This is a genomic window from Prauserella cavernicola (assembly GCF_016595675.1).
In the GTDB taxonomy this organism is placed as follows: Bacteria; Actinomycetota; Actinomycetes; order Mycobacteriales; family Pseudonocardiaceae; genus Prauserella_A; species Prauserella_A cavernicola.
In genome coordinates, this window is sequence record NZ_JAENJH010000016.1 from 1 (window position 1) to 23,295 (window position 23,295).

At 71.2% G+C, this 23,295-nt stretch carries 19 protein-coding genes and 1 pseudogene; 16 read left to right on the forward strand and 4 right to left on the reverse strand.

Annotation, left to right across the window (positions count from 1 at the left end; translation table 11 throughout):
* The 11 genes and pseudogenes from JHE00_RS33540 to JHE00_RS33590 all read left to right on the forward strand — a co-directional run.
* Positions 1-148: pseudogene (locus JHE00_RS33540) on the forward strand (succinate--CoA ligase subunit alpha); the annotation flags it as partial.
* Between the two features lie 254 nt (positions 149-402).
* Complete coding sequence (locus JHE00_RS33545) at positions 403-1,185, forward strand: DUF5336 domain-containing protein (protein WP_200326088.1); 783 nt, start codon at positions 403-405, stop codon at positions 1,183-1,185.
* 149 nt (positions 1,186-1,334) lie between these two features.
* A complete protein-coding gene (locus JHE00_RS33550; RefSeq protein WP_200326090.1) occupies positions 1,335-2,885 on the forward strand; it encodes a cell division protein PerM in 1,551 nt (516 codons plus the stop codon).
* A 107-nt stretch (positions 2,886-2,992) separates the two neighbouring features.
* Entirely contained in the window at positions 2,993-3,610 is a 618-nt protein-coding gene (purN, locus tag JHE00_RS33555) for a phosphoribosylglycinamide formyltransferase (RefSeq protein WP_200326092.1), read from the forward strand.
* A complete protein-coding gene (purH, locus tag JHE00_RS33560) occupies positions 3,607-5,175 on the forward strand; it encodes a bifunctional phosphoribosylaminoimidazolecarboxamide formyltransferase/IMP cyclohydrolase (protein WP_200326094.1) in 1,569 nt (522 codons plus the stop codon). Before purN ends, purH begins: the two co-directional genes overlap by 4 nt.
* Positions 5,176-5,461: 286 nt before the next feature.
* A complete protein-coding gene (gene imuA' / locus JHE00_RS33565; protein ID WP_230425484.1) occupies positions 5,462-6,256 on the forward strand; it encodes a DnaE2-dependent mutagenesis accessory factor ImuA' in 795 nt (264 codons plus the stop codon).
* Positions 6,253-7,863 carry a DNA polymerase Y family protein gene (locus JHE00_RS33570; protein ID WP_443678465.1) on the forward strand — a complete coding sequence of 537 codons (1,611 nt, stop codon included), beginning with the start codon at positions 6,253-6,255 and terminating at the stop codon, positions 7,861-7,863. Before imuA' ends, JHE00_RS33570 begins: the two co-directional genes overlap by 4 nt.
* On the forward strand, positions 7,863-8,009 hold the full coding sequence (locus tag JHE00_RS33575) for a hypothetical protein (RefSeq protein WP_200326096.1): 147 nt from the start codon (positions 7,863-7,865) through the stop codon (positions 8,007-8,009). Before JHE00_RS33570 ends, JHE00_RS33575 begins: the two co-directional genes overlap by 1 nt.
* 2 nt (positions 8,010-8,011) lie before the next feature.
* Entirely contained in the window at positions 8,012-11,368 is a 3,357-nt protein-coding gene (locus JHE00_RS33580; RefSeq protein ID WP_200326098.1) for an error-prone DNA polymerase, read from the forward strand.
* 282 nt (positions 11,369-11,650) lie between these two features.
* Positions 11,651-12,955, forward strand: coding sequence for a reverse transcriptase family protein (locus JHE00_RS33585; RefSeq protein WP_200326100.1), 1,305 nt, complete (start codon positions 11,651-11,653; stop codon positions 12,953-12,955).
* 27 nt (positions 12,956-12,982) lie between these two features.
* On the forward strand, positions 12,983-13,576 hold the full coding sequence (locus JHE00_RS33590; protein WP_200326102.1) for a pentapeptide repeat-containing protein: 594 nt from the start codon (positions 12,983-12,985) through the stop codon (positions 13,574-13,576).
* Between the two features lie 25 nt (positions 13,577-13,601).
* On the opposite strand, the gene JHE00_RS33595 is transcribed toward JHE00_RS33590, so the two are convergent.
* Positions 13,602-16,031, reverse strand: a complete 2,430-nt coding sequence (locus tag JHE00_RS33595) for a TNT domain-containing protein (protein WP_307832221.1) — start codon at positions 16,029-16,031, stop codon at positions 13,602-13,604.
* Between the two features lie 253 nt (positions 16,032-16,284).
* On the opposite strand from JHE00_RS33595, the gene JHE00_RS33600 reads away from it, so the two are divergent.
* The 3 genes from JHE00_RS33600 (at position 16,285) to JHE00_RS33610 (ending at position 18,376) form a co-directional block, all read left to right on the forward strand.
* Positions 16,285-17,229, forward strand: a complete 945-nt coding sequence (locus JHE00_RS33600) for a DMT family transporter (protein ID WP_307832222.1) — start codon at positions 16,285-16,287, stop codon at positions 17,227-17,229.
* Positions 17,226-18,080 (forward strand): bifunctional methylenetetrahydrofolate dehydrogenase/methenyltetrahydrofolate cyclohydrolase, encoded by an 855-nt coding sequence (locus JHE00_RS33605; RefSeq protein WP_200326107.1) that lies wholly within the window; start codon positions 17,226-17,228, stop codon positions 18,078-18,080. Before JHE00_RS33600 ends, JHE00_RS33605 begins: the two co-directional genes overlap by 4 nt.
* A gap of 62 nt (positions 18,081-18,142) precedes the next feature.
* Positions 18,143-18,376, forward strand: a complete 234-nt coding sequence (locus JHE00_RS33610) for a DUF3017 domain-containing protein (RefSeq protein WP_200326184.1) — start codon at positions 18,143-18,145, stop codon at positions 18,374-18,376.
* A gap of 92 nt (positions 18,377-18,468) precedes the next feature.
* Here the strand turns inward: JHE00_RS33610 and JHE00_RS33615 are convergent, their stop codons facing one another.
* On the reverse strand, positions 18,469-19,680 hold the full coding sequence (locus JHE00_RS33615; protein ID WP_200326109.1) for an MFS transporter: 1,212 nt from the start codon (positions 19,678-19,680) through the stop codon (positions 18,469-18,471).
* A 181-nt stretch (positions 19,681-19,861) separates the two neighbouring features.
* The gene (locus JHE00_RS33620) at positions 19,862-20,182 is read right to left on the reverse strand and encodes an ArsR/SmtB family transcription factor (protein WP_200326111.1); all 321 of its coding nucleotides are present in this window, start codon (positions 20,180-20,182) and stop codon (positions 19,862-19,864) included.
* An 89-nt stretch (positions 20,183-20,271) separates the two neighbouring features.
* Here JHE00_RS33620 and JHE00_RS33625 point away from each other — a divergent pair, with 89 nt between their 5' ends.
* Positions 20,272-21,453: an MFS transporter gene (locus JHE00_RS33625; protein ID WP_200326113.1), complete on the forward strand. Its 1,182-nt coding sequence runs from the start codon at positions 20,272-20,274 to the stop codon at positions 21,451-21,453.
* On the opposite strand, the gene JHE00_RS33630 is transcribed toward JHE00_RS33625, so the two are convergent.
* Positions 21,441-21,629: a DUF1918 domain-containing protein gene (locus JHE00_RS33630; protein ID WP_200326115.1), complete on the reverse strand. Its 189-nt coding sequence runs from the start codon at positions 21,627-21,629 to the stop codon at positions 21,441-21,443. The two genes, JHE00_RS33625 and JHE00_RS33630, sit on opposite strands and share 13 nt — an antisense overlap.
* A gap of 135 nt (positions 21,630-21,764) precedes the next feature.
* Between JHE00_RS33630 and asnB the strand changes: the two genes are divergently transcribed.
* Positions 21,765-23,288 (forward strand): asparagine synthase (glutamine-hydrolyzing), encoded by a 1,524-nt coding sequence (asnB, locus tag JHE00_RS33635; RefSeq protein WP_200326117.1) that lies wholly within the window; start codon positions 21,765-21,767, stop codon positions 23,286-23,288.
* Positions 23,289-23,295: the final 7 nt, after the last annotated feature.

The following is a 23,295-nucleotide window of genomic DNA, read 5'->3' on the forward strand; positions in this document are numbered from 1 at the left end:
AACCATGGGCCACGCCGGCGCCATCGTCTCCGGCTCCGCCGGCACCGCCCAAGCCAAAAAAGAAGCCCTCGAAGCCGCAGGCGTCAAGGTCGGCAAAACCCCCACCGAAACCGCCGAACTGGCGAGGGAGTTGTACAAGTCCCTGTAGAGCGGGGAGCACAATTACGGCAGGAGCCGGGCACCGCGCGGTGCCCGGCTCCTTCGTTTACAAAGGCCGGGCGAGAGGAAACCGATCGCCTGGGTGAAGCGTCTAAGAGCCGGCCGCTTCTCCGGTTCGCTGTGCGCTAACGTTCCGTTGCCGCAGTCGTCCTGGTTCTCGGGATGGCGACGAGCCTGGGGCGCTGGGCGAACCGGCCAGGATTGACCGCGCGTTGTCAGCGAGTACACGACAGGAGAACACGGATGACCTTCCCGAGCGGCGCGCCGGGTGGATTTCCCGGCCAGGGCCCCCAGCAGCACCAACAGCACTACCCCGGGGCGGCGCCGTCTACCGGCGGCGGACCCAAGCTGGGCCTGCCCCAGATTCTGTACTTGGCCACCGCGGGTCTCGGTGTGCTGAACCTGTTCCTCGCCTTCGCCAACATCGGCGGCAGCACCAGCTTCTACGGGGCCGGCTACGGCTGGGTCCCGGCACTGCTGTTCATCAGCGCGCTCACCGCGGTCTTCGTCGTCCTCCCCGGTGACGTCAAGCCCGGTCCGTGGCCTGCCGTCTTCGCGGTCGGCGGCGCCCTCCCGTTCCTGTTCACCGTGTTCACGGCGCCGTTCGACCTGCAGGCCGGTGGCGTGATGGTGCTGATCTTCGGCATCATCCAGATGCTCGTGGCGGTGGGTGCTTTCCTGCTCGACGCCGGTGTGATCAAGCCGCCCGCGCCGCAGCCGGCCTCGCCCTACGGCCAGCAGCAGCCGCAGCAGCCGTACGGCCAGCAGCCCCAGCAGCACCAGGGCGGGTTCGGCCAGCAGCAGCAGCCGCAGCCGTACGGCCAGCAGCAGCCCGCGCCGGACCAGTCGGGCGGCATTCCGCAGCCGACGAAGTTCGCGCAGCCCGTCGCGCCGCCGCAGCCCGGCCAGCAGCCGACGACCTACGCGTCGCAGCAGGGCCAGTTCTTCCAGCAGCAGTCGCCCGAGGGCGGGCAGCAGAACCAGCCGGGCACGCCGCCCGGTGGGTTCGGCCAGTCCAACAGCTGACCTGCGTTTCACGAAGGCGCCCGCGGCCGAGGCCGTGGGCGCCTTCGTCGTGTTCGCACTGACCCGACCGGGTGGGGTGTGGGCGTCGTCATCCGGCTCTGGCGGCGTGGCTCACTCGGACGGCCGAACCCCGATGCGATGGTCAAAGCATGGACCTTCTCGCCACGCGTACGCGCGCCTCGGCCGCTGACGCCGGCGAGCGTGCGCCTGGCGGGGGACGGGTTCGGGCGCTGCTCGCCGCCGCGTTGTGGCCTCCCGTCACGGGTTATGCGGTGGTGGCCACGCTGTTCGCGCTGGTGACGGCCATCGCGACCAGGTCTCAGTTCCACGCTCCGGGTGTGCTGTTCGCGGCGGCACCGGGCTGGCTGAGCGCCTACCAGGTGCCGTTGCAGATCGAGGGCCAGACTCTCGGCGCTCTGCCGTTGCTGCCGACCATCGCGGTGTGCCTGCTCGTGGCGCGCACCGCGTCGAGCGCGGCCCAGCGGTTGGAGTGCACGGATCCCGCGCACGCCATCCCGGTCGTCGCGACCATGGCCGGTGCCCACGGCGTGCTGGGGCTGGGAATCTCGTTGCTCTCCAACGGCGCCAGCGTCAGCGTCGAGCCGCTCACCGCCTTCCTGGTGCCCGCGTTGGTCGCGGGTGCGTCGGCCACGGCCGGGGTGGCCCGCCGGTGCGGTTTCGTCGACGGAATCGGCAGGCACCTCGATCCGCTCGCCCTGCACGGTATGCGTGCCGGTGCGCTCGGCCTGGTCGCGTTGCTGACCGCCGGGTCGCTGACGTTGTTGATCGGGACCGCGTTGTCGGTGCCGACGGTGGGGACCCTGTTCGCCGAGAACGCGCCGGGCGTGGGCAGTGCGGCGGGAATGTTGTTGCTGTCCCTGGGGTACGTGCCGAACGCGGTGGTGCTCGCGCTCGGGTTCGCGGCCGGTCCGGGATTCTCTCTCGGCGAGGTGGCGCTGAGCCCGTACGAGTTCACCGGCGGGCCGGTGCCGGGCGTGCCGTTGCTCGCGGCGATGCCGGAGGAGCAGGCGTCGTGGTGGCCGGTGTTCGTGCTGCTGCCGGTCGCGGCGGGGCTACTCGTGGGCTGGACGTTGCGGCGTTGCCACGACAGTCCGGTCGCGCGACTGCGCACGGTCGGGGTCGCGGGTGCGCTGGTCGGGTTCGGCACCGTGGTCGTGGGCACGCTCGCGGGCGGCAGGCTCGGCTCGGGCGTGTTCGATCCCGTGTCGATCCCGTTGGGCCTGGTCTCGATCGCCACGTTCCTGTGGATCGCGGTGCCGGGTGGCCTGGTCGCCTGGTTCGCCGGTCCTCGACCCAAGCCCGAGCCCAAGCCGGAACCCGAGGCAGCGGTCGAGCCGGAACCGTCCGCTGACGGCGGGCCTGAGGACGGCGAGCAGGACACAGACGAGACCGAGGTCGCCGAAGCCGATCCGGAGGACGACGACGCCGACGAGACCGGCGAGCAGGACGAGCCTGAGGACGACGACTTCGACGACGACGCCTCGGCCGATCGGGACGAGGAGACCGCGGACGCCGCGGCCGATGAGCCCGACGCCGAGCCCGCCGACGAGCCGGACGACGAGCCCGCCGACGAACCGGCGAAGGCCGAGGCGGAGCAGCCCGTCGACGGCGAGCCCACCGAGAAGCCCCGCGACGACGAGGGTTCCAGCAAGGACGAGGACTCCGGCAAGCAGGGCTGACACCTCTCCGCCAAGATCAACTCGTCGGAGTTTAGGGTGGAGTCACCAGGTCAAGCTATGTGCGCCGCGGCGCACTGCCCGGCAAGGAGACCGTTCTGGCTAGCAGGTTGGAGCTGCCTACCCCAGCGAGGTTGGTGGTACTCGCGTCAGGCTCGGGGACGCTGCTTCAAGCGGTTCTCGATGCGACCGATCAGCCCTCGTACCCGGCCACCGTGGTGGCGGTCGGGGCCGACCGTGACGGCATCGAGGCGCTGGCGCGTGCCGAGCGCGCGGGCCTTCCCAACTTCTCGATCAAGATGGGCGATCATCCCGACCGCGAGGCGTGGGACAAGGCGCTCACCGACGCCGTCGCCGCGTACCAGCCGGATCTGGTGGTCTCCGCGGGTTTCCTGAAGATCCTGGGTTCCCGGTTCCTGGGGCACTTCCCGAACCGGGTGATCAACACGCATCCGGCGCTACTGCCCGCGTTCCCCGGTATCCGGTCGGTCGCGGACGCGCTGGAGCTGGGGGTGAAGGTCACCGGGTCGACCGTGCACTTCGTGGACGCGGGTGTCGACACCGGGCCGATCATCGCCCAGGAGGCCGTCACCGTGGACGCCGACGACGACGAGGCGAGCTTGCACGAGCGCATCAAGGTGGTCGAGCGCCGCCTGCTCGTGGACGTGATCGCGAAGCTTGGCCGTGCGGGGTGCACGGTGGAGGGACGGAAGGTGAGGTTCTCGTGAGCGAGCAGACCCCAGGAGCGGGGCAGCGGCCGGTTCGGCGCGCGTTGATCGGGGTGTCGGACAAGTCGGGCCTGCTCGAGCTCGCGACCGGTCTGCACGCGGCGGGCGTCGAGATCGTGTCCACCGGCGGCACCGCGAAGGTACTGGCTGACGCCGGTGTGCCGGTGACGCCGGTCGAGGAGGTCACCGGGTTCCCCGAGTCGCTCGACGGGCGCGTGAAGACGCTGCACCCGAGGGTGCACGCGGGGCTGCTCGCCGACATGACCAGGGCCGATCACGTCGAGCAGCTGAAGGCGCTCGACATCGCGCCGTTCGACCTGCTGGTGGTGAACCTGTACCCGTTCACCAAGACCGTCGCCTCCGGCGCGAGCCCCGAGGACTGTGTCGAGAACATCGACATCGGTGGTCCGGCCATGGTGCGGGCCTCGGCGAAGAACCACGGTTCGGTCGCGGTGGTCGTCGACCCCGCCGGCTACGACCGGGTGCTCGAGCGCGTGCGTGCAGGCGGATTCGACCTCGCCGAGCGCAAGCGGCTGGCCGCACAGGCGTTCGCGCACACGGCTGCCTACGACTTGGCCGTCGCCTCGTGGTTCGCGAGCTCGTACGCGCCCGCCGACGACTCGGGCTTCCCCGACTTCCTTGGCTCCACGTGGGAGCGCGGCGAGGTGCTGCGCTACGGCGAGAACCCGCACCAGGGCGCCGCCGTGTACCAGCACGCAGAACCCGGTTTGGCGCACGCCGAGCAGCTGCACGGCAAGGCCATGTCCTACAACAACTACGTCGACACCGACGCGGCGCGCAGGGCTGCCTACGACTTCGCCGACCCGGCCGTCGCGATCATCAAGCACGCCAATCCGTGTGGCATCGCGGTCGGCGCCGACATCGCCGAGGCGCACCGCAAGGCGCACGCGTGCGACCCGGTGTCGGCATACGGCGGCGTCATCGCCAGCAACCGGCCGGTGAATCTGGAGATGGCTGAGCAGATCGCCGACGTGTTCACCGAGGTCGTGCTCGCGCCCGCCTTCGACGCCGAGGCGCTGGACGTGCTCACGCGGAAGAAGAACGTGCGGCTGTTGCGGCTGCCCGAGCCGGTCGGCGCGCAGGTCGAGATCAGGCCGATCTCCGGCGGCGTGCTGGTGCAGACGGCTGACCGCATCGACGCGCCTGGCGACGATCCGGCCAACTGGACGCTCGCGACGGGTGCCGCCGCCGACGAGGCCACGCTCGCGGATCTCGCCTTCGCGTGGCGGGCCATCAGGGCCGTGAAGTCCAACGCGATTCTGCTGGCGAACGAGCTCGCCACCGTCGGCGTCGGCATGGGTCAGGTGAACCGCGTCGACTCGTCGCGGCTGGCCGTGCAGCGCGCGGGTGATCGCGCGAAGGGGTCGGTCGCGGCCTCGGACGCGTTCTTCCCGTTCCCGGACGGTCTTCAGGTGCTGCTCGACGCGGGTGTCCGCGCCGTGGTGCAGCCGGGTGGATCGGTCCGCGACGCCGAGGTGGTCGCGGCTGCCGAGGCCGCTGGCGTGACGCTCTACCTCACCGGCACCAGGCACTTCGCTCACTGACGTTTCCCGGCCGGCGCGGTGGATCTGTTCCATCGCGCCGGCCGTGTGCGTTTCTCCCTTCGCCGTCGCTGTACGGCGCTCTTCGTGCTCTCGTTCCTGCCGTGCGCGCTCCGTTCGCGCCAACGGGTCTGTTCGCCTTGACAGCGAGATGAGGGCAGTGTTGACTTGAGCGTATCGAACACATGTTCGATACAAGCCGTCTTCCCCGCGGCGACCGAAATGAACGCAGGGCTCAGGTCTCGGGCGTGAGCGCTGCTCGTGCTGTCGGCGAGGGGAGGTGGTGTCGATGTCAGGCGGATCGGTGGCGGAGCTGTCGGCCGTCAGGTCCGGTGAGGCACCGGAGTCGTCGGAGCTGTCTGAACTGTCGGCGGTGGCGCGGCTGGCTTCGCTTCCCGGGGTCAGCACGGCCAGCGGGGTGGCGGCCACCGCCGTGCACGCGCAGGCCACCGGCCGTGTGCTGCCGGTGCTTCCCGCGCTCGCCGGACTGCTGCCGTGGGGCGGGCTGCGCAGGGGCAGCACGGTCGCGGTCCACGGTTCCACCTCGCTGCTGCTCGCGCTGCTGGCCGAGGCGACCTCGAGTGGGTCCTGGGCAGCGGTGGTGGGCGTACCGAGAGTCGGGCTGAGTGCGGCGCGGGAGCTCGGGGTCGAGGTGAGCCGGCTGGCCCTGGTGCCGAGACCGGGCGCGGACTTCGCCTCGGCGACCGCCGCACTGCTCGACGGAGTGGACCTGGTCGTCGCTGGGCCACCGGGGCGGTTCGGCGGGACCCAGACCGCGCGCAGGCTGGCGGCGCGCGCCCGGCATCGCGGTGCGGTGCTGCTCTCGCTCGGTCCGTGGCCGGGAGCCGAGGTGGAGCTGCGGTGTGCTCCGGTGAGTTGGTCGGGGCTCGAGGAGGGCCATGGCTACCTGCGGGAACGCGAGGTGGCCGTCGAGGTCGGAGGTCGGGGAGCCGCGGCGCGGCCTGTCCGTACCTCGTTGTTGCTCGGGCCGGACGGGGTGGTGGTGCGGGCAGTCGACCCCGTCCGCCCGGCTCTTCCCTCCGGGGGCGCTGCGCCCTCCGCGGAGGAGGTGAAGGTGGGATGACCGCTCCGGTTCTCTCCCGGCCGCCGCGCATGCTGGTGCTGTGGTGCCCGGACTGGCCGGTGGTCGCCGCGGGAGCGGCCGCCGGGCTTCCCGCCCACCTGCCCGCCGCGGTGTTCGCGGCCAACCGGGTCGTGGCGTGCTCGGCGATCGCGCGGGCCGCCGGTGTCCGGCGGGACATGCGCAGGAGGGAAGCCCAGTCCCGCTGCCCTGAGCTCGCGGTGTTCGCCGAGGACCCGGACCGGGACGCGCGGCTGTTCGAACCCGTCGTGGCGGCGGTGGAGCAGCTGGTCGTCGGAGTGGAAGCCGTCCGGCCCGGACTGGTGGCGGTGCCGGTCAGCGGCGCGGCGGGTTATTTCGGTGGCGAGGACACACTCGTCGAGTTGCTCGTCGACCACGTCTCGGGGGAGACGGGCGTCGAGTGCCAGATCGGGGTCTCCGACGGGTTGTTCGCCGCGACGCTCGCCGCGCACCGTTCGCTGCTCGTCGAGGCGGGTACGGGCGCGAGCTTCCTCGCGTCGTTGAGCGTCACCGAGCTCGACCAGCCGGGGTCCGAGCGGGCCGAGCTGGTGGATCTGTTGCGCCGCTTGGGACTGCGCACTCTCGGAGCGTTCGCCGCGTTGTCCGAACGGGACGTGGTCGCGCGGTTCGGCAGCGTCGGGGTGCTCGCGCACCGGCTCGCGAACGGGCAGGACGAACGGCCGCCACACCGGCGGCGGCCACCGCCGGAGCTCTTCGTCACCGAGACGTTCGATCCTCCGCTCGAGCGAATCGACGTTGCCGCGTTCATGGCGAAGACGCTGGCGGGGAGATTCCACTCCGGACTCGCCGCCCGCGGGCTCGCCTGTACCAGGCTGGGCATCTACGCCACCACCGAGCGCGGTGAGGAGCTCAGCCGGGTCTGGCGGTGCGCGGAGCCGCTCACCCCCGAGGGCATCGCCGACCGCGTGCGCTGGCAGTTCGAGGGCTGGTTGCGGGCCGGCGACGGACAGCGGCCCACGGCCGGTGTCTCCGAGCTACGGCTGGAACCGGGGGAGACGGTCGAGGGCAGATCGCTGCAGCTCGGTCTGTGGCAGGGCGGCGACGGCGGCGAACACACACCGGAGGCCGACCGGGCGGCCAGAGCGCTGGTCCACGTGCAGGGCCTGCTGGGGCCGGACAGCGTCTTCACCGCCGTCGTCGAGGGCGGACGTGGTCCCGCCGAGCGGTTCCGCCTGGTGCCGTGGGGCGATCAGCGCACGCCGTCCGAGGGGCACGACGCGCCCTGGCCGGAACAGCTGCCCGCACCGTCTCCGGCCACGGTGTTCGAGGAACGGGTGCCGGTCGTCGTCTCCGGGGCGGCGGGCGTGGAGGTGAGCGTCACCGACCGCCACCGGCTGACCGGCAGACCACAGCGGGTGGCGATCGACGGCGGAGCCCCACGCCGGGTTCTCGGCTGGGCGGGGCCGTGGCCCGTGCTCGCGCGGTGGTGGATGCCCGAGGCGAAGACCCGCGTGCGAATGCAGGTGGTGCTCGAGGGAATGAGCGGCTCGCGGTCCGACATCGCGCTGCTGCTCGAGTGGCAGGCCAAGCGAAGTCCCCTGTGGACAGTAGAAGGGATGTACGACTAGTGGACGACGAATTCCTCTTCGGCGGTGCCGAGCGCAGGGCCGAGAGCCCGGTCGACCCGTGGTACTCGCTCGTCGAGCTGCACGCGGCCCAGACGTTGTGTCCCGTGGTCCCCGCGCCGCGAACATCGCCGGAGAACCGCGGGTAGCCATGGGCTGGAACAATCCGCCGGTCCCGTGGCGGGAACTGGAACGCAGCCTCTCCGGTGAGACGCGGCCGGGCGAGCCGATGGGCGACGGCAACGACAGTCCCGCGTGGACACGTAAACGGGAGCGCTACCTCCGGCCCGCCGATCTCGGTGCCCTGCGCAGCGAGGACCACACCGGTGCCGACACCCGCGTTCCCTATGCGGAGCTGCACTGCCACTCCAACTTCAGCTTTCTCGACGGGGCGAGCCATCCGGAGGAACTGGTCGAGGAAGCGGCGCGGCTGGAGCTCGACGCCGTCGCGCTCACCGACCACGACGGCATGTACGGCGTCGCCCGGTTCGCCGAGGCAGCGCGCGAGGTCGGCGTGCGCACGGTGTTCGGCACGGAGCTCAGTCTCGGCCTCTCCGGGCCGCAGAACGGGGTCGCCGACCCCGGTGGTGAGCACCTGTTGCTACTGGCGAAGGGCGAGCAGGGCTATGCGAGCCTGTGCCGCGCCATCACCGCGGGGCAGTTGAAGGGGCACGACGAGGACCTGCCACCGTCCGAGCGAGCCGAGAAGGGGAGGCCCGTCTACGACCTCGACACGATCGCGGCCGAGGTGGCCGGCCGGTGCGCGGTCCTCACCGGCTGCCGGAAAGGCTCGGTCCGCAGAGCGTTGGCCGAGCGAGGCCCCGAGGCCGCCGCGCTGCGGCTGCGAGACCTGGTGGACCGGTTCGGCCACGACGACGTGTACGTGGAACTGATCGATCACGGCAGGCCGCTCGACACCGCGGACAACGACGCGCTCGCGCGAATCGCGGCAGAGCTGGGTCTGACCACCGTGGCCACCAACGCCGTGCACTACGCCGTGCCGCGACGGGCGTACCTGGCGCAGGCGGTGGCCGCCATCCGAGCCCGCAGGGGGCTCGACGAGATGGAGGGCTGGCTGGCCGCCGCGGGCACCGCGCACCTGCGTTCCGGCGCGGAGATGCAGGCGCGCTTCGCCCGCTATCCCGGCGCGGTGCAACGAGCGGCGCTGCTCGGCACCCGGTTCGCGTTCCCGCTGCACCTGGTGGCACCCGAACTGCCGCCGTTCGACGTCCCCGACGGTCACGACGAAACGAGCTTCCTGCGCGAGCGGACCTTCGCGGGCGCGCTGGAGCAGTACGGCACCCGGGCACAGCGGCCCGACGCCTACCGGCAGCTCGACCACGAGCTCGAGATCATCGAGCGGCTGGGGTTTCCCGGTTATTTCCTGATCGTGTGGGACATCGTGCGGTTCTGCCGGGACAACGACATCCTGTGCCAGGGCAGGGGTTCCGCGGCGAACTCCGCGGTCTGTTACGCGCTCGGCATCACCAAGGTCGACCCGGTGAAGTGGAAACTGCTCTTCGAGCGGTTCCTCGCCCCCGACCGCGACGGCTACCCGGACATCGACCTCGACATCGAGTCGGACCGGCGCGAAGAGGCGATCCAGTACGTCTACCGCAAGCACGGCAGGCTCCGCACCGCGCAGGTCGCCAACGTGATCACCTACCGGGCGCGCTCGGCGGTACGCGACGCCGCCAGGGCGCTCGGGCACTCGCCGGGCCAGCAGGACGCCTGGAGTAAGCAGATCGACCGCTGGGGACCGCTGCGCAACACCCGGAACGAGACCGACCACGACATCCCCGGCAGCGTGCTCGGGCTCGCCGCGGAGCTGGAGGACTTCCCCCGCCATCTCGGGATCCATTCGGGCGGGATGGTGATCTGCAACCGGCCGGTGAGCGAGGTCTGCCCCATCGAGTGGGCGCGGATGGAGGACCGCAGCGTCCTGCAGTGGGAGAAGGACGACTGCGCCTCGGTGGGGCTGGTGAAGTTCGACCTGCTCGGGCTCGGCATGCTCTCCGCGCTGCACTACATGATCGACCTGGTGCGCGAGCACAAGGGCATCGAGGTGGACCTCAGCAAGATGCCGCTCGAGGACGAGAAGGTGTACCGGATGCTGAGCCGCGCCGACGCCATCGGTGTGTTCCAGGTGGAGAGCCGGGCCCAGCTGGCGACGTTGCCGAGGCTCGCGCCGAGGACGTTCTACGACCTGGCCATCGAGGTCGCCCTGATCAGGCCAGGACCCATCCAGGGCGGTTCCGTGCACCCCTACATCCGGCGCTACACCAAGAAGGAGGAGTGGGAGCACGACCACCCGCTGCTCGCCAACGCGCTGGACAAGACGCTGGGTGTGCCACTGTTCCAGGAACAGATGATGCAGATCGCGCTCGACGTCGCGGACTTCACGGCCGCCGAGGCCGACGAACTCAGGCACGCGATGGGGGCGAAGCGGTCGGGCCGGAAGATGGAACGCCTACGGCAGCGGTTCTACGAGGGAGCCGCACGCAATGGTGTCGGCGAGAAGATGGCGGAGCACATCTTCCAGAAGATGCGGGCGTTCTCCAACTTCGGCTTCCCGGAGAGCCATGCACTGAGCTTCGCGTACCTGGTGTTCGCCAGTGCGTGGTTCAAGCTCTATCACCCCGAGGCGTTCTGCGCGGGGTTGCTGCGGGCGCAGCCGATGGGTTTCTACTCGGCGCAGTCGCTGGTGGCCGATGCCCGGCGGCACGGGGTCACCGTGCGCGGTCCCGACGTCAACGCCAGCCTCGCCGACGCGGGCCTGGAACCCTTGGGGGACGGCGGTTCCGGGCTCGCGGTTCGTATCGGACTGGGTGCCGTGCGCACCATCGGCGCCGAGCTCGCGCAACGACTCGCCGAGGAGCGGGACAGCGGTGGCTCCTATCGCGACATGACCGACGTGGCCCGGCGCGTGCGGCTGACCACGCCCCAGGTCGAGGCACTCGCGACGGCGGGCGCCTTCGGCAGTCTCGAGGGCGATCGGCGCAAGGCCCTCTGGGCGGCGGGAGCCGTGGCCGAGGAACGGCCGGAGAAGCTGCCGGGCAGTACACCGGGAGCGAGTGCGCCCACGTTGCCCGGCATGGGAGAACTCGACCTCGCCGTCGCCGACGTGTGGGCCACGGGGCTGTCGCCGGACAGCTTTCCGACGCAGTTCATCCGGGACCGCCTCGACGCGCTCGGTGTGGTCACCGCTGTGCGACTGCAGGAGGTCGAGCACGGGCAACGCGTGCTCATCGGGGGCGCGGTGACCCACCGGCAACGACCCGGAACGGCGGGCGGGATCACGTTCCTCAACATCGAGGACGAGACCGGCATGGTCAACGTCGTCTGCACCGCCGGTCTGTGGCAGCGCTACCACCGGATCGCGCGGTCGAGCCAGGCGATGCTGATCCGGGGCGTGGTCGAACGAGCCGATGGTGTGGTGAGTCTGCTGGCCGACCGGCTGCAGCACCTGCCGATGCGGATCTCGTCCAAGTCCAGGGACTTCCAATGACCCGTGGCCCTGGTCCGATCCACTTCCTGGTGCTCGCGGTGGTCACCTGGCTCGGTCGTCTGCCCTCCCCGACACGGCCGCAGCGGTTATGGTCGAGGTGGTGTGGCGATGCGGAGGTGAGCAGGTGGGAGGACCCACCCACTCCGGGGCAACCCCGGGGAGCTCGACATCGGATGACGATCGCGCCCCACGCGCGTACGCATGCTCCGCGTGGCTCCGGCGCGAGGACGAACGGAGATGCGGTCACCTCCGCGTCGCCCACCTCCCCCAGAGGACCGCCGGATGAGCGCGGTCGAACGCCGGGTCGCCGCGCGCCGCCGTCAGGCTGAGGAACTCGCCGCAATCGCTCTCGCAGGGCTGTGGGAACAGACCGAGCTCGCGTCCCGGCTGGAAGGGCACAGCAGGCTCGACGGGGACGATGCGCGACTGCTCGCGCAGCGGTTGCTGGAGACCTTCCCCGGCGGGTCGCCGTCGGTTGCGGGCTTCGTCGACGCCCTGCGCCGGTATCCGCCGCTGCCGGTGCGCACGTTGCCCGGCTCCGCCGTCGTGCCGGTGGAGCCGTGGCCCGTGTGGCGGTGGGACGTTCCGCGGTGGCGGACGGTGCGGGAGTGCGCGCAGGCGCTTGACCTGACCGAGGGTGAGCTCTACTGGTTCGCGGACGCGAGGGGGTGGAATCGGCGGGCGCGTGCCTCACTGCGGCACTACCGCTACCGCTGGGTGCCTACGCGCAGTGGTGGCGTGCGATTGCTGGAGCAGCCAAAGCCGAGGTTGGCCGAACTGCAGCGGCGAGTGGTGCGGCACGTGCTGGCCGCGCTGCCGGTGCACGATGCGGCTCACGGCTTCCGCAAGGGCAGGTCGGCGGCCACGTGCGCTGGCCCGCACGCAAGGCGGGACCTGGTGGTGCGACTGGACCTGGAGGGGTTCTTCGCGGCGGTTCCCGCCACTCGACTGCAGGGCCTGCTGGCCCTGGCCGGATATCCGGCTGGGGTCGCGCAGCTGCTGGCCGGTCTGCTCGCCACCGAGACCCCGGCCGACGTGCTCTCGGCGGCACCTCGTGCCGGGGACGCCCTGGTCCGCCGACGCTTGCTTGAGCACCTCGCGAGACCGCACCTGCCGCAGGGCGCTCCGTCGTCGCCGTCGGCGGCCAACGCGGTGGCCTGTCACCTCGATGTCCGGCTCGCCGGGCTCGCCCGCGTGCTCGGCGCGACCTACACGCGGTACGCCGACGACCTGGCGTTCTCCGGTGACGCGCGGCTCGCGCTGCACCGGCTGTTGCCCGGCGTGCGCCGGATCGCGAGTGACGAGGGATTCCGGCTCAGGGATACGAAAACGTCGGTCGCCGGAGCGCATCAGCGGCAGCGGGTCGCCGGTCTCGTGGTGAACACCGCTCCCGCGGCGCCGAGAGAGGACTACGACGCCCTGCGCGCGACCCTGCACAACTGTGTTCGCACCGGCCCGGCCGCTCAGAACCGGCACGGGCACCCGGACTTCCGCACGCACCTGCTCGGCAGGATCGCCTGGGTCGGCTCGACCCACCCCGGCCGTGCGGCGAAGCTGCGTGCGCTCTACGACCGCATCACGTGGTGACAACCAGGGAAGTGGGATAATCTCCGCATGAGTGAGTCCGAAGTGGACGAAGACTACCGGGACGCCGTGCTGCCTGGCGCGGAATGGGAGAAGCGGACGTTCGTGCGCTGCGACTTCACCGACGCGGACCTGCGAGGTCTGGTGACGCGCGGGTGCACGTTCGACCAGTGCGATTTCAGTGGCGCCGATCTGGGGGAGTCCCGGCACACGTCGTCGGCGTTCCGGTCGTGCACCTTCAACAGGACCGGGCTCGGTTCGTCGGCGTGGACAGGCTGTTCGCTGCTCGGCTCGTCCTTTTTGGACTGCAGATTGCGGCCGATCACGGTGCGGGACTGCGACCTGTCGCTCGCGTCGCTGGGCGGCGCGAAGCTCAAGGGCGTCGACCTGTCGGGACTCCGGCTGCGCGAGGCCAACCTCACCGAGGCCGACCTGCGCGAGACCAACCTCCGCGACGCCGACCTGTCGGGGGCGCGCCTGCTGGACGCCCGGCTCTCCGACGCCGACCTGCGCGGAGCGCGGATCGACGCCAACGGCCTGCGGCAGGCCCGGCTCACCGGTGCGCTGGTGGACCTGGACACCGCCATCGCCTACGCGGCGGCGCACGGTCTCGTCGTCCAGTGAGCCGGACGACGAGACCGCACCGCGCTCAGTCGATGGGCGGTTCGCCGGGGTCGAGCTCGATGAGGTCGCCCTCGGCCAGCAACTCCTCGATGGTGGCGGGCAGCAGGTAGGCCGCGCCGCCGCCGGGCTGGTTGAACCACGGGATCGCGACCCCGTGCAGCGCCTCCAGCGGCCGCTGCACCCGGTACAGGTGGTACGGACGGCTGATCCACTCCGGCACCAGCGAACGTTCCTCGAACGGCGTGCCCGCCGCGTAGGTGAGGTTGCCGTTCGCGCCGCCGAAGCGGTCGAGCTCGCTGCCGACCGGAAGGGTCTGCAGCTCCTTGCCTCGGAACAGCGTCAGCGGCGGTTCGCCGGACATCGGCTGGATCGGCCACTGCTGGCCCCCGCCTCCGCCGGACCGGGACTCGGCCTGCTCGGCAGGCCTCGGCTCGCGCCGGGGCGGTGTCGGCGCCGCAGGCGGTGCCGGAGGTGCCGGCGGTGCCTCCCGCTGAGGCAGGCCGCCCGACGCGGCCGGGATCGCCGCACCGCCGACCGCGCGCCTGCCGCCCTGGGGCTCGTCCCTTGGCGGAGCCGGACGTGCCGGAACGTCGGGCTGGGCGCCCTCCCGCACCGGGGGCGGCTGCCGCACGCCGGTGGCCACCTCGGGCGAGAGCGTCGCCATCATGGGCCGGGCGGGCGAGGGTGCCTGCTGCGCCTGTGCTGCCTGGCGTTCGCGGTCCTCCGGCACGGGAGCCGGGGACGGCGGCTGTGCCGGAGGCGCGGGAGGCGGCGGAGGCGCCGCGTGTGGCACCTCACCCACGCCTGCCGGGGCGAGCATCAACTTGCCCAGCATGAACGCGGTCGCGTCGGCTGCGTCACCGAACACGGCGGGGCTCTTGAGCCCATCGTCGTACCAGCCGACCCGCCAGCCCTCGGGGACCTCCTCGATGCTCCAGCCACGCTCGGTCGGCTCGCCGATGCGGTACGCCGACTGCGGCACACCGAGTTCGTCGAGCTTCTCCTGCAGGTCGTCGAGCTCAGGATCGTCGTGCATCGGCGGCGCCGGGGCCATCGAGAACTGGGTCGGCGGGCCGCCGTCGTCGTCCAGCGCGGCCCTGGCGGGCAGGTGCTCCGCCTTGGTCGATTGCTGCGACGGCGGCACGAACGGCTCGTCCTCGATGGGCGGTTCCGGGTCGAGGTGCGGCTCCACCAGCGGTTCGAGCTGCGGCTCGCCGTTCACGTCGATGGCCGTCGCCGCCGGCGTGATGGTGGTCGGCGCGCCGTTGTCGAAGCCGGGCACCGGCGTGAAGGTGGTGCCCTGCTCTGCCAGGTCGTCCTCGTGCTCGTCGCGCTCGTAGTGCTCGCGGTCGTTGACGTAGTCGGAGGTCGCGGCGTGCTCGGCGGTGTCGTAGTCGTCCGATTCGCGCTCGTCGGCTCGCTGTGCGTCGTCGAAGTGCTCGGGCTCGTCGAACCGTTCCGGCTCGTCGAAGTGCCGGGGCTCCTCGAAGCGGGCCGGCTCGGCGAGGCGCGTGCGTTCGGCGGCGTGCTCGTCGAAGTGCGCGTCGAACGGCGGCTCCTCGTCGTGCTGCACGTCCTCGACCACGGGCTCGGGTGCGGGCGGCGGTGGCGGAGGGGGCGTGGGCCGCTGCTGCATTCCCTGGCCTCGGGTGATGTGGGCGGCCGCCGCCTGCCGCACCGGGTCGGCGACGTCGGGGATGGCGAACCCGTTGGCGTGGATGTGCTGCAGCAGGTCGGGCTCCGGCGCGACGCCGTACTCGCGCAGGTAGTAGTTGACCGCCGCGGGCCAGATCCACGTGCCGTCGCTGTGGAAGGCGATCGGCACGGTGCTCTCCGGCGTGTTCGCCAGCCGGTCGATGTCGTAGCCGCGGCCGGGCACCACGACGGGCGCGCCGTCGAGGTAGTCGAGCATCCGGTCCTGCTCCTCGACGTCGAGTTCGGGCCGGTTGATCACGGGGCCGTTGGGGCCGACGCCATCGAAGATCCGGGCCATGCGGAACCGCGGACCAGGCCTTTCCGGGCCGAGGCCGGACATGCGCCGCATCAGCCAGTCCGGCACGTTGTCCTCGGATCGGGGGAACATCCGCAGCTCGTCCGCGTAAGCCTGGGGAGGTGGAGCCAGGTCCCAGTGCGGTTCGTCGCGGTCGTACTCGAGGTTGTAGCTGGACGGGTGGTCGAGCTGGTAGCGCGCGTTGAACCAGGTGCCCCGGCCCTCGCGGTACATACCAGCGCGCAGCCTGCCGAACAGGGTCGCGATGTCATGCGTCGCCATCCACTCCTGGGTGGTGCCGTCGGACGTCACGACCTCGCCGGTCAGCTCGTGGTACCTCCCCACGGCGCGGTACTCCGCGGTCACACGCCGCCAGTCGCGTGGGGCGGCGCGGAGCAAGGAGAGACCGATCTGCTTGACCAGGGTGTCCTGCTCGGTTGCGTTCAGCTGGGTCGGAAGTGCCACGTCATCATCTTGACTAATTAGTGGCGCCAATGCACGGGGCACTGCGACATCCACGCCGTTGTTCCTGATACTTCGCATTCGGCGTCAACCCTGAGAAGTGTGGCTCGCCACAGATCACCGCATCGAGGCAACCGGATCGAAGGGGCCGGGCCGACAATGGGCGGCGATGGCTACCCCGCGTACAGGTCGGGCGGCGAAACTTCCTTCGACCGTCGCGACTCATCCCACGCCTCGAGCGAAACGCCTCGGAGGTGTGTCGCTCGCACTGGTCACCGGCCTCGCCATGGCGGTGCAGAGCAGGGTGAACGGGCAGCTCGGCACCGAGCTCGACGACTCCGCGCTCGCCGCGGTGCTCTCGTTCGGGGGTGGCCTGCTCCTGCTGCTGCTCTGGCTCGCGGTGTCCCGGTCGATGCGCGCGGGGGTCGGCAGGGCCGTCACCGCGGTGCGAACGGGTGTCCTGCGGCCGTGGCACCTTCTGGGTGGCATCGCGGGAGGCACCTATGTGCTGGCTCAGTCCGTCACCGTGGCGGTGATCGGGGTCGCGATGTTCACAGTCGGCGTCGTGGCGGGGCAGACCGTGAGCGGGCTGCTGGTCGACCGCGCCGGGCTCGGCCCCGCGGGCAGGCAACCGACCTCGTGGCCGAGGGTGGCCGGAGCGCTGCTCACCGTGCTCGCGGTGGGCGGATCGCTCGTGGGCGAGTTCGGCGCCGGCTCGGACCCGTCGCGGCTGTGGCTGCTGGTCCTGCCGTGCGCCGCGGGTGCGGGCATGGCCGTGCAGCAGGCGTTCAACGGCCACGTCGGAGCCGTGTCCGGCAGCGCGCTGGCCGCGACGCTGATCAACTTCACCGCGGGCACCGTGATGCTCGTGCTCGCCTGGATCGTCTCGTTGCTCAGCAGGGGCGGGCCGCAGGGCTGGCCGACCAACCCCGTGCTCTACCTGGGCGGACTGGTCGGGATCGTGTTCATCGCGACGGCCTCGGTCGTGGTCACCTGGATCGGGGTGCTGCTGCTCGGGCTCAGCTCGGTGGCGGGCCAGCTCATCGGCTCGGTCGTGCTGGACACGTTCCTGCCCGCCGGGGCCACGCAGCTCACCGCGGCCACGGTGATCGGCTGCGCCGTGGCGCTCGTCGCCATCGTCATCGCGGGCATGGGCGGGCGGCGACCGACCGGCGCGGCTTTGAAACAATCGGGGTCGTGACGGCGACGATTCTCGACGGCAAGGCCACCAAGAACGCCATCTTCGCGGAGCTCGCTCCGCGGGTGGCCGCGCTCGCCGAGCGGGGGATCGTCCCCGGGCTCGCGACCGTGCTTGTCGGCGACGATCCCGGCTCGCACGCGTACGTGAAGATGAAGCACGCCGACAGTGCCAAGGTCGGCGTCAACTCGATCCGCAGGGACCTGCCCGCCGACATCTCGCAGGCGAAGCTCGAGGCCGTCATCGACGAGCTCAACGCCGACCCCGCCTGCACCGGCTACATCGTCCAGCTGCCGCTGCCCGCGCACCTCGACTCCGGCGCGATCCTCGAGCGCATAGACCCGGCCAAGGACGCCGACGGGCTGGCTCCGCTCAGTCTCGGCAGGCTGGTGCTCAACGAGCCGGCGCCGCTGCCGTGCACGCCGCTGGGCATCGTCGAGCTGCTGCGCCGCCATGACGTGCCGCTGGCCGGCGCCCAGGTCGCCGTGGTCGGCAGGGGCATCACCGTCGGCAGGACGCTGGGGCTGCTGCTGACCCGGCGCAGCGAGAATGCCACCGTCACCCTGTGCCACACCGGCACGCGCGACCTGGCCGCCGAGGTCAGGCGGGCCGACATCGTCGTGGCCGCGGCGGGCTCGCCTGGTCTGATCACGCCCGAGATGGTCAAGCCGGGCGCCGCGGTGCTCGACGTGGGTGTCTCGCGGGTCGACGGCAAGCTCACCGGCGACGTGGCGCCCGGCGTCGCGGAGATCGCGGGCTACGTGGCTCCCAACCCCGGCGGGGTCGGCCCGATGACGCGGGCCATGCTCGTGTCGAACGTCGTCGAGGCCGCCGAGCGGGCCGCGGCGAGGTGAGCGTGACGACGCCGCGGCCGGACCGCCGCCGGTTACTGGTCCACCTGCCGTTCGCGGTGGTGATGCTGCTCGTGGCGATCGCCGCGGTGCGGATCGGGATGTATCACTGGCGCCAGGGCGCCGCGTTGATCGGCGGCGCGCTGCTGGTTGCCGCGGTGCTGCGGGCGGCGCTGTCGGACGAGCAGGCGGGCCTGCTGCAGATCCGGGGGCGCGCGGTCGACGTGCTGAGCTACGCGGGCATGGGGTTGCTGATCCTCTTCGTGGCGCTGACGATCACCGGCGGCCCGCTGGGCTGAGCGTGGCCCGGAACGACCACGACGAATGCGGTGAAGGGCACCTTTACCGCGTTCAACGCAGTAAAGGTGCCCTTCACCGCGGTATCGGGGCGTCAGGCTCGGGCGGTCAGTGAGCCCGAGTTCGAGGCCAGCGCCGCGGCCTCCGCGGCGAGGGCCGCGTTCTCCCTCCGGTCGAGCGTCGCCGACACCACGGCGAGGCCGAGGCCCAGCGCGGCGAGCAGCGCGCCCACCCAGTTCGGCGCGACGAGACCCATGCCCGCCGCGATCACCAGACCGCCGAGGTAGGCGCCGATCGAGTTGGCGATGTTGAACGCCGACTGCACGGCCGCCGACACCAGCGACGGGCTGCCGCCGGCCTTCTCCATCACGCGGGCCTGCAGGATCGGGCCGACCATGAAGGCGGAGACGCCGACGAGGAAGATCGTGATCGCGGCGCCGACCTTGCTCTCGGCGGTCACGGTGAACGCCGTGAGCACCACGCCGAGCCCGATCAGCGCTCCGCACAGCGCGGGCATCGGGGCGCGGTCGGCGAGTCTGCCGCCGAGGAAGTTGCCCAGCGTCATGCCGAGTCCGGCCAGGGACAGCAGCAGGGTCACGGTGGTGGGCTGGAAGCCGGCGACGTCGGTCATCATCGGCGTCACGTAGCTCAGGCAGGCGAACCCGCCGCCGAGGCCGAACGTGACGATCGCCAGCGCCAGCCACACCTGCGGCTTGCGGAACGCCGAGAGCTCGCCGCGCAGCGAGGCCTCGGCCGGCCTGCCCTGATGCGGCACGAGCTTGACGATGCTGACCAGTGCGGCGACGCCGATCAGCGAGACGAGCAGGAACGTCGCGCGCCAGCCGACCTGCTGGCCGAGCAGCGTGCCCAGCGGCACGCCGATCACGTTGGCGAGCGTGAGGCCCATGAACATCATCGAGACGGCCTTGGCCTTCTCTCCCTTGCCGACGAGGCTCGACGCCACCACCGCGCCCGCGCCGAAGAAGGCGCCGTGCGGAAGGCCGGCCAGGAAGCGGAAGAGCACGCCCAGCTCGTGGTTGGGCGAGAGGGCGAACAAGGTGTTGCCCGCGATGAACAGCCCCATCATCGCCATCAGCATGGTCTTGCGGGGCAGTCGCACGGCGAGCACGGTCAGCAGGGGCGCGCCGACCACCACCCCCAGTGCGTAGCCGGAGATCAGGTATCCGGCGGCGGGGATCGAGACCCCGAAGTCCGTGGCGGCTTGCGGCAGCACGCCCATCATGACGAACTCGGTAGTGCCGATGCCGAAGGCACCGATGGCCAGCGCGAGCAGCGCTATGGGCACAGTCTTCCTCCGAAAAACAAGAGCTGGATCGATAAAGGCCGAAGGCACAAAGAAAGACAGGCCAGCGTGTGACCCCTCTGTCGCTGGGCTGTCTCCCGATCCAGTGTCAACGCAAGGCGGCGACGGTGTCATCCCGCTCGCGGGTGACGATCCCCACGGGGCCCACGCGGTAACGCGAGGACTACCGGCGCGCGGCCAGTACGCCGCTCAGCAGGCCGGGGAAGAGCTCGTCGAGATCCTTGCGCCGCAACCAGTTCAGCCTCGCGGTGCCCTGGGGGCGGCCGCCGATGACGCCGGCCTCGCGCAGGGTTCGCAGGTGGTGGGTCAGTGTGGATTTGCTCACCGAGACGTCAAAGGCCCCGCAGGCGAGCTCCCGGTCGGTTGCGGCCAGCTGTCGCACGAGCTCCAGTCGCACCGGGTCGGCCAGCGCGGCGAGCACGGTCTCGATCCGGATCTCGGACCGATCCGGCAGGCGCGGCGGTGGGACAGCCTCGGTGCTCATGCGGGCGATTGTACGACGACCTTCGAAGTTCGACGGGAATCGTAGTACGGTCGCTGTCGAACTTCGATGGCCGTGAAACAAGGAGCTCGATGAGCACCCCAGTACCCAGGACCGCCGTGCTCGCCCTCGGTGCGTTCGCGGTGGGCACCAGCGGTTACGTGGTGGCGGGGCTGCTGCCCGCGCTCACCGGGGAACTGGCGGTCTCCGAGACGGCCGCGGCCCAGCTCGTCACCGCGTTCGCCATCGCCTACGCCGTCGGCTCGCCACTGTTCGCCGCCGCGACCGGCCGCTGGGAGCGCAGACGCCTGCTGGTCGCCGCACTGGCCGTCACCGGTGCGGGCAACGTGTTCGCGGCGCTCGCGCCCGACTACACGTCGTTGTTCGCGGCCCGCGTGGTCACCGCCATCGGGGCCGCCGTGTTCACGCCGGCGGCGAGCGCGGTGGCCGCGGAGCTGAGTCCACCGCAGCGCCGGGGCAGGGCGGTCGCGCTCGTGTTCGGAGGGCTGACGTTCGCGCTGGTCGCGGGCGTGCCGCTGGGCAACCTGCTCGCCGAGCCCCTCGGCTACCGCGGCGTGTTCGCGCTGGTGGCCGGGTTCTCGTTCGCGGCGGCCTGCGCGGTCCGCGTGCTGTTGCCGCCGGTCGCGGCGCCACCGGCCGTGAGTCTCGCGGAGCGCTTCGCCGTCGCGCGCGACCCGCGCGTGCTGGCCGTGCTCGCCACCACCGTGTTCGGCTGCCTCGCGGCGTTCAGCGTCTACACCTTCATCACGCCGGTGCTCGGGGCGACCGCGGGCGTCAGCGGCTCGGCGATCAGTGTGCTGCTGGTCTGCTACGGCGTCGGCGCCGCGCTCGGCAACGTCCTCGGCGGGCGCGTGACCGATCGGTGGGGCTCCCGGCGCCCGGTCTACGCGGTCATCGTCGCGATCGTGGTGATCCTCGCGCTGCTGCCGGTCGTCGCGACGACCACGGCGAGCGCGGCGGTGGTGCTGTTCCTGTGGGGCGTGGCTACGTGGTCGTTCAACCCGCCCATCCAGCACCGGCTCATCACACTGGCCCCGTCGTCGGCAGGGCTGCTGCTCTCGCTCAACGCCTCGGCGATCTATCTCGGAGTGGGGCTGTCCGGTGTCGTCGGCGGGCTCGTGCTCCGGCACGGCGGCGCGGCGCTGCTACCGGAGATCGCCGCGCTGCTGACCGTGGTGGGTGGGGTGTTCGCCGTGTTCGGGCTGCGCGAGCGCGCATCCGCGCCCGCGCCGGTTTCCGCTCAGTCCAGGTGACCTTCGACCTCGCAGTCCGGCCCCGGGAAAACGAGACCTTCGTGGCCGTCGGAAAACCGGACGAGATAAGGCGGGTGGCCCTGCTCTCCCCGAACCTCGACGATTTCGCCCTGCTGTTCACCGGCCCCCACGGTGCGGCCATGTACGCGGATCCGGTCTCCCACGGAAGCTTGCATCGTTGACCTCCTCCGTCGAAAACCAGGGTAGGAGCAGGTCGAACGGCAGTCGAGAGACCAGGAGTAATGCACGCCACGGTTTTCTGAGCGAAATTCAACTACACTCGGTCGTAACCGAGGAGGTGCTGAGCACCAGTGTGTGGAATCGTTGCCGCCGTAGGCAACATCGATACAGATAAGTGCCAGAGAATGTTGCACCGGATCAAACACCGTGGTCCGGATGACACCGGAGAAATTCGCAGAGGAAACGTCTGGCTCGGTCACCAGCGACTGTCCATCATGGACGTCGAGGGCGGACACCAGCCGTTGACGGACTCCGGGGCCACCACATATCTCGTGGCCAACGGCGAGATCTACAACCACCGCCACATCAGGGAGGACCTGGGTCACGAGCTGTTCGAGACCGGGTCCGACAGCGAAGCCGCGCTGCACGCGCTGATCATCGACGGTCCGGTCGGCCTTGCCCGGCTGCGCGGGATGTTCGCGCTGGCGTTCGCGACCGAGGAGGGTGACTTCCTCGCCGCGCGCGACCCGCTCGGCGTGAAGCCGCTCTACTGGGCGCGGCGCGACGACGTGATCCTGTTCGCCAGCGAGCTGCGCGCCTTCGACGAGGCCGACCGGCCGCTCGTCGAGAGCTTCCCGCCGGGACACTGCTGGAGCCCGTCCGGTGGGCTCGTCCGCTTCGCCGACGCCATTCCCGCCCACGTGCGCCCCGCGCGCCGCGCGGAGGAGGCGGGCGTGTGGGACCGCACGCTGGTCAAGGCTGTGCGCGAGTCCATCGTCACCGCCGTCGAGAACCGCATGATGAGCGACGTCGGTGTCGGCGTCTTCCTCTCCGGCGGGCTCGACTCGGCGATCGTGGCCGCCGTGGCCGCCGAGTACGCGGCCAAGAACGGGCAGTCGCTGCCCACCTTCGCCGTCGGCGCCGAGGGCAGCTCCGACCTGGAAGCCGCGAGGGTGGTCGCTGAGTTCCTCGACGCGCAGCACCACAACATCGAGCACCACGAGATCCTCATGTCCCCGCAGGACGCGGTGGACGCGCTGCCCAGGGCGGTGACGGCGATCGAGCACTACGACCCGTCGCTCGTACGCAGCGCGGTGCCGAACCTGCTGCTGGCCGAGTACGCCTCGAAGCGGGTGCACGCGGTGCTGACGGGGGAGGGCGCCGACGAGCTCTTCGCCGGCTACCCCTACTACCACGAGGAGCCGTTCACCGACCCCGACGCGCTGCAGGCCGAGCTCGTGCGGACCGTCGGCGAGCTGCACCACTTGAACCTGCAGCGCTGCGACCGCGCGTCGATGGCGTTCGGGCTCGAGGCTCGCGAGCCGTTCCTGGACCGCGACGTGGTGGAGCTGGCGCTGTCGATTCCGCCCGAGCACAAGATGATCGGGCCGGGAATCGAGGAGAAGAAGCTCCTGCGCGAGGCCTTCGAGGGCTGGCTGCCGGACTCGATCCTGCACCGGGGCAAGGAGCAGTTCGGCGACGGCTCGGGCGCCAAGGAGGTGCTGGAGGCGGCCGTGCGCAACTCGCCCGACGTCGCCGCCGCCGAGGGCGTCGAGCTGCGCACGCGTGAGGAGGCGGGCTTCTACGCGATCTGGGACCGCGAGCTGAGGGGCATCCGCCCCGAGGCCACGCTGGGCCTGTTCGCCACCACGTAGCCAACCG

Bases quoted from the DNA above. Each gene is read 5' to 3' on its own strand.
- JHE00_RS33585 (WP_200326100.1), top strand. From the start codon at position 11,651: ATGAGCGCGGTCGAACGCCGGGTCGCCGCGCGCCGCCGTCAGGCTGAG.
- JHE00_RS33625 (WP_200326113.1), top strand. From the start codon at position 20,272: ATGAGCACCCCAGTACCCAGGACCGCCGTGCTCGCCCTCGGTGCGTTC.
- JHE00_RS33610 (WP_200326184.1), top strand. From the start codon at position 18,143: ATGCTGCTCGTGGCGATCGCCGCGGTGCGGATCGGGATGTATCACTGG.
- imuA' (WP_230425484.1), top strand. From the start codon at position 5,462: ATGTCAGGCGGATCGGTGGCGGAGCTGTCGGCCGTCAGGTCCGGTGAG.
- JHE00_RS33570 (WP_443678465.1), top strand. From the start codon at position 6,253: ATGACCGCTCCGGTTCTCTCCCGGCCGCCGCGCATGCTGGTGCTGTGG.
- JHE00_RS33630 (WP_200326115.1), bottom strand. From the start codon at position 21,629: ATGCAAGCTTCCGTGGGAGACCGGATCCGCGTACATGGCCGCACCGTG.
- JHE00_RS33545 (WP_200326088.1), top strand. From the start codon at position 403: ATGACCTTCCCGAGCGGCGCGCCGGGTGGATTTCCCGGCCAGGGCCCC.
- JHE00_RS33550 (WP_200326090.1), top strand. From the start codon at position 1,335: ATGGACCTTCTCGCCACGCGTACGCGCGCCTCGGCCGCTGACGCCGGC.
- JHE00_RS33590 (WP_200326102.1), top strand. From the start codon at position 12,983: ATGAGTGAGTCCGAAGTGGACGAAGACTACCGGGACGCCGTGCTGCCT.
- JHE00_RS33620 (WP_200326111.1), bottom strand. From the start codon at position 20,182: ATGAGCACCGAGGCTGTCCCACCGCCGCGCCTGCCGGATCGGTCCGAG.
- JHE00_RS33580 (WP_200326098.1), top strand. From the start codon at position 8,012: ATGGGCTGGAACAATCCGCCGGTCCCGTGGCGGGAACTGGAACGCAGC.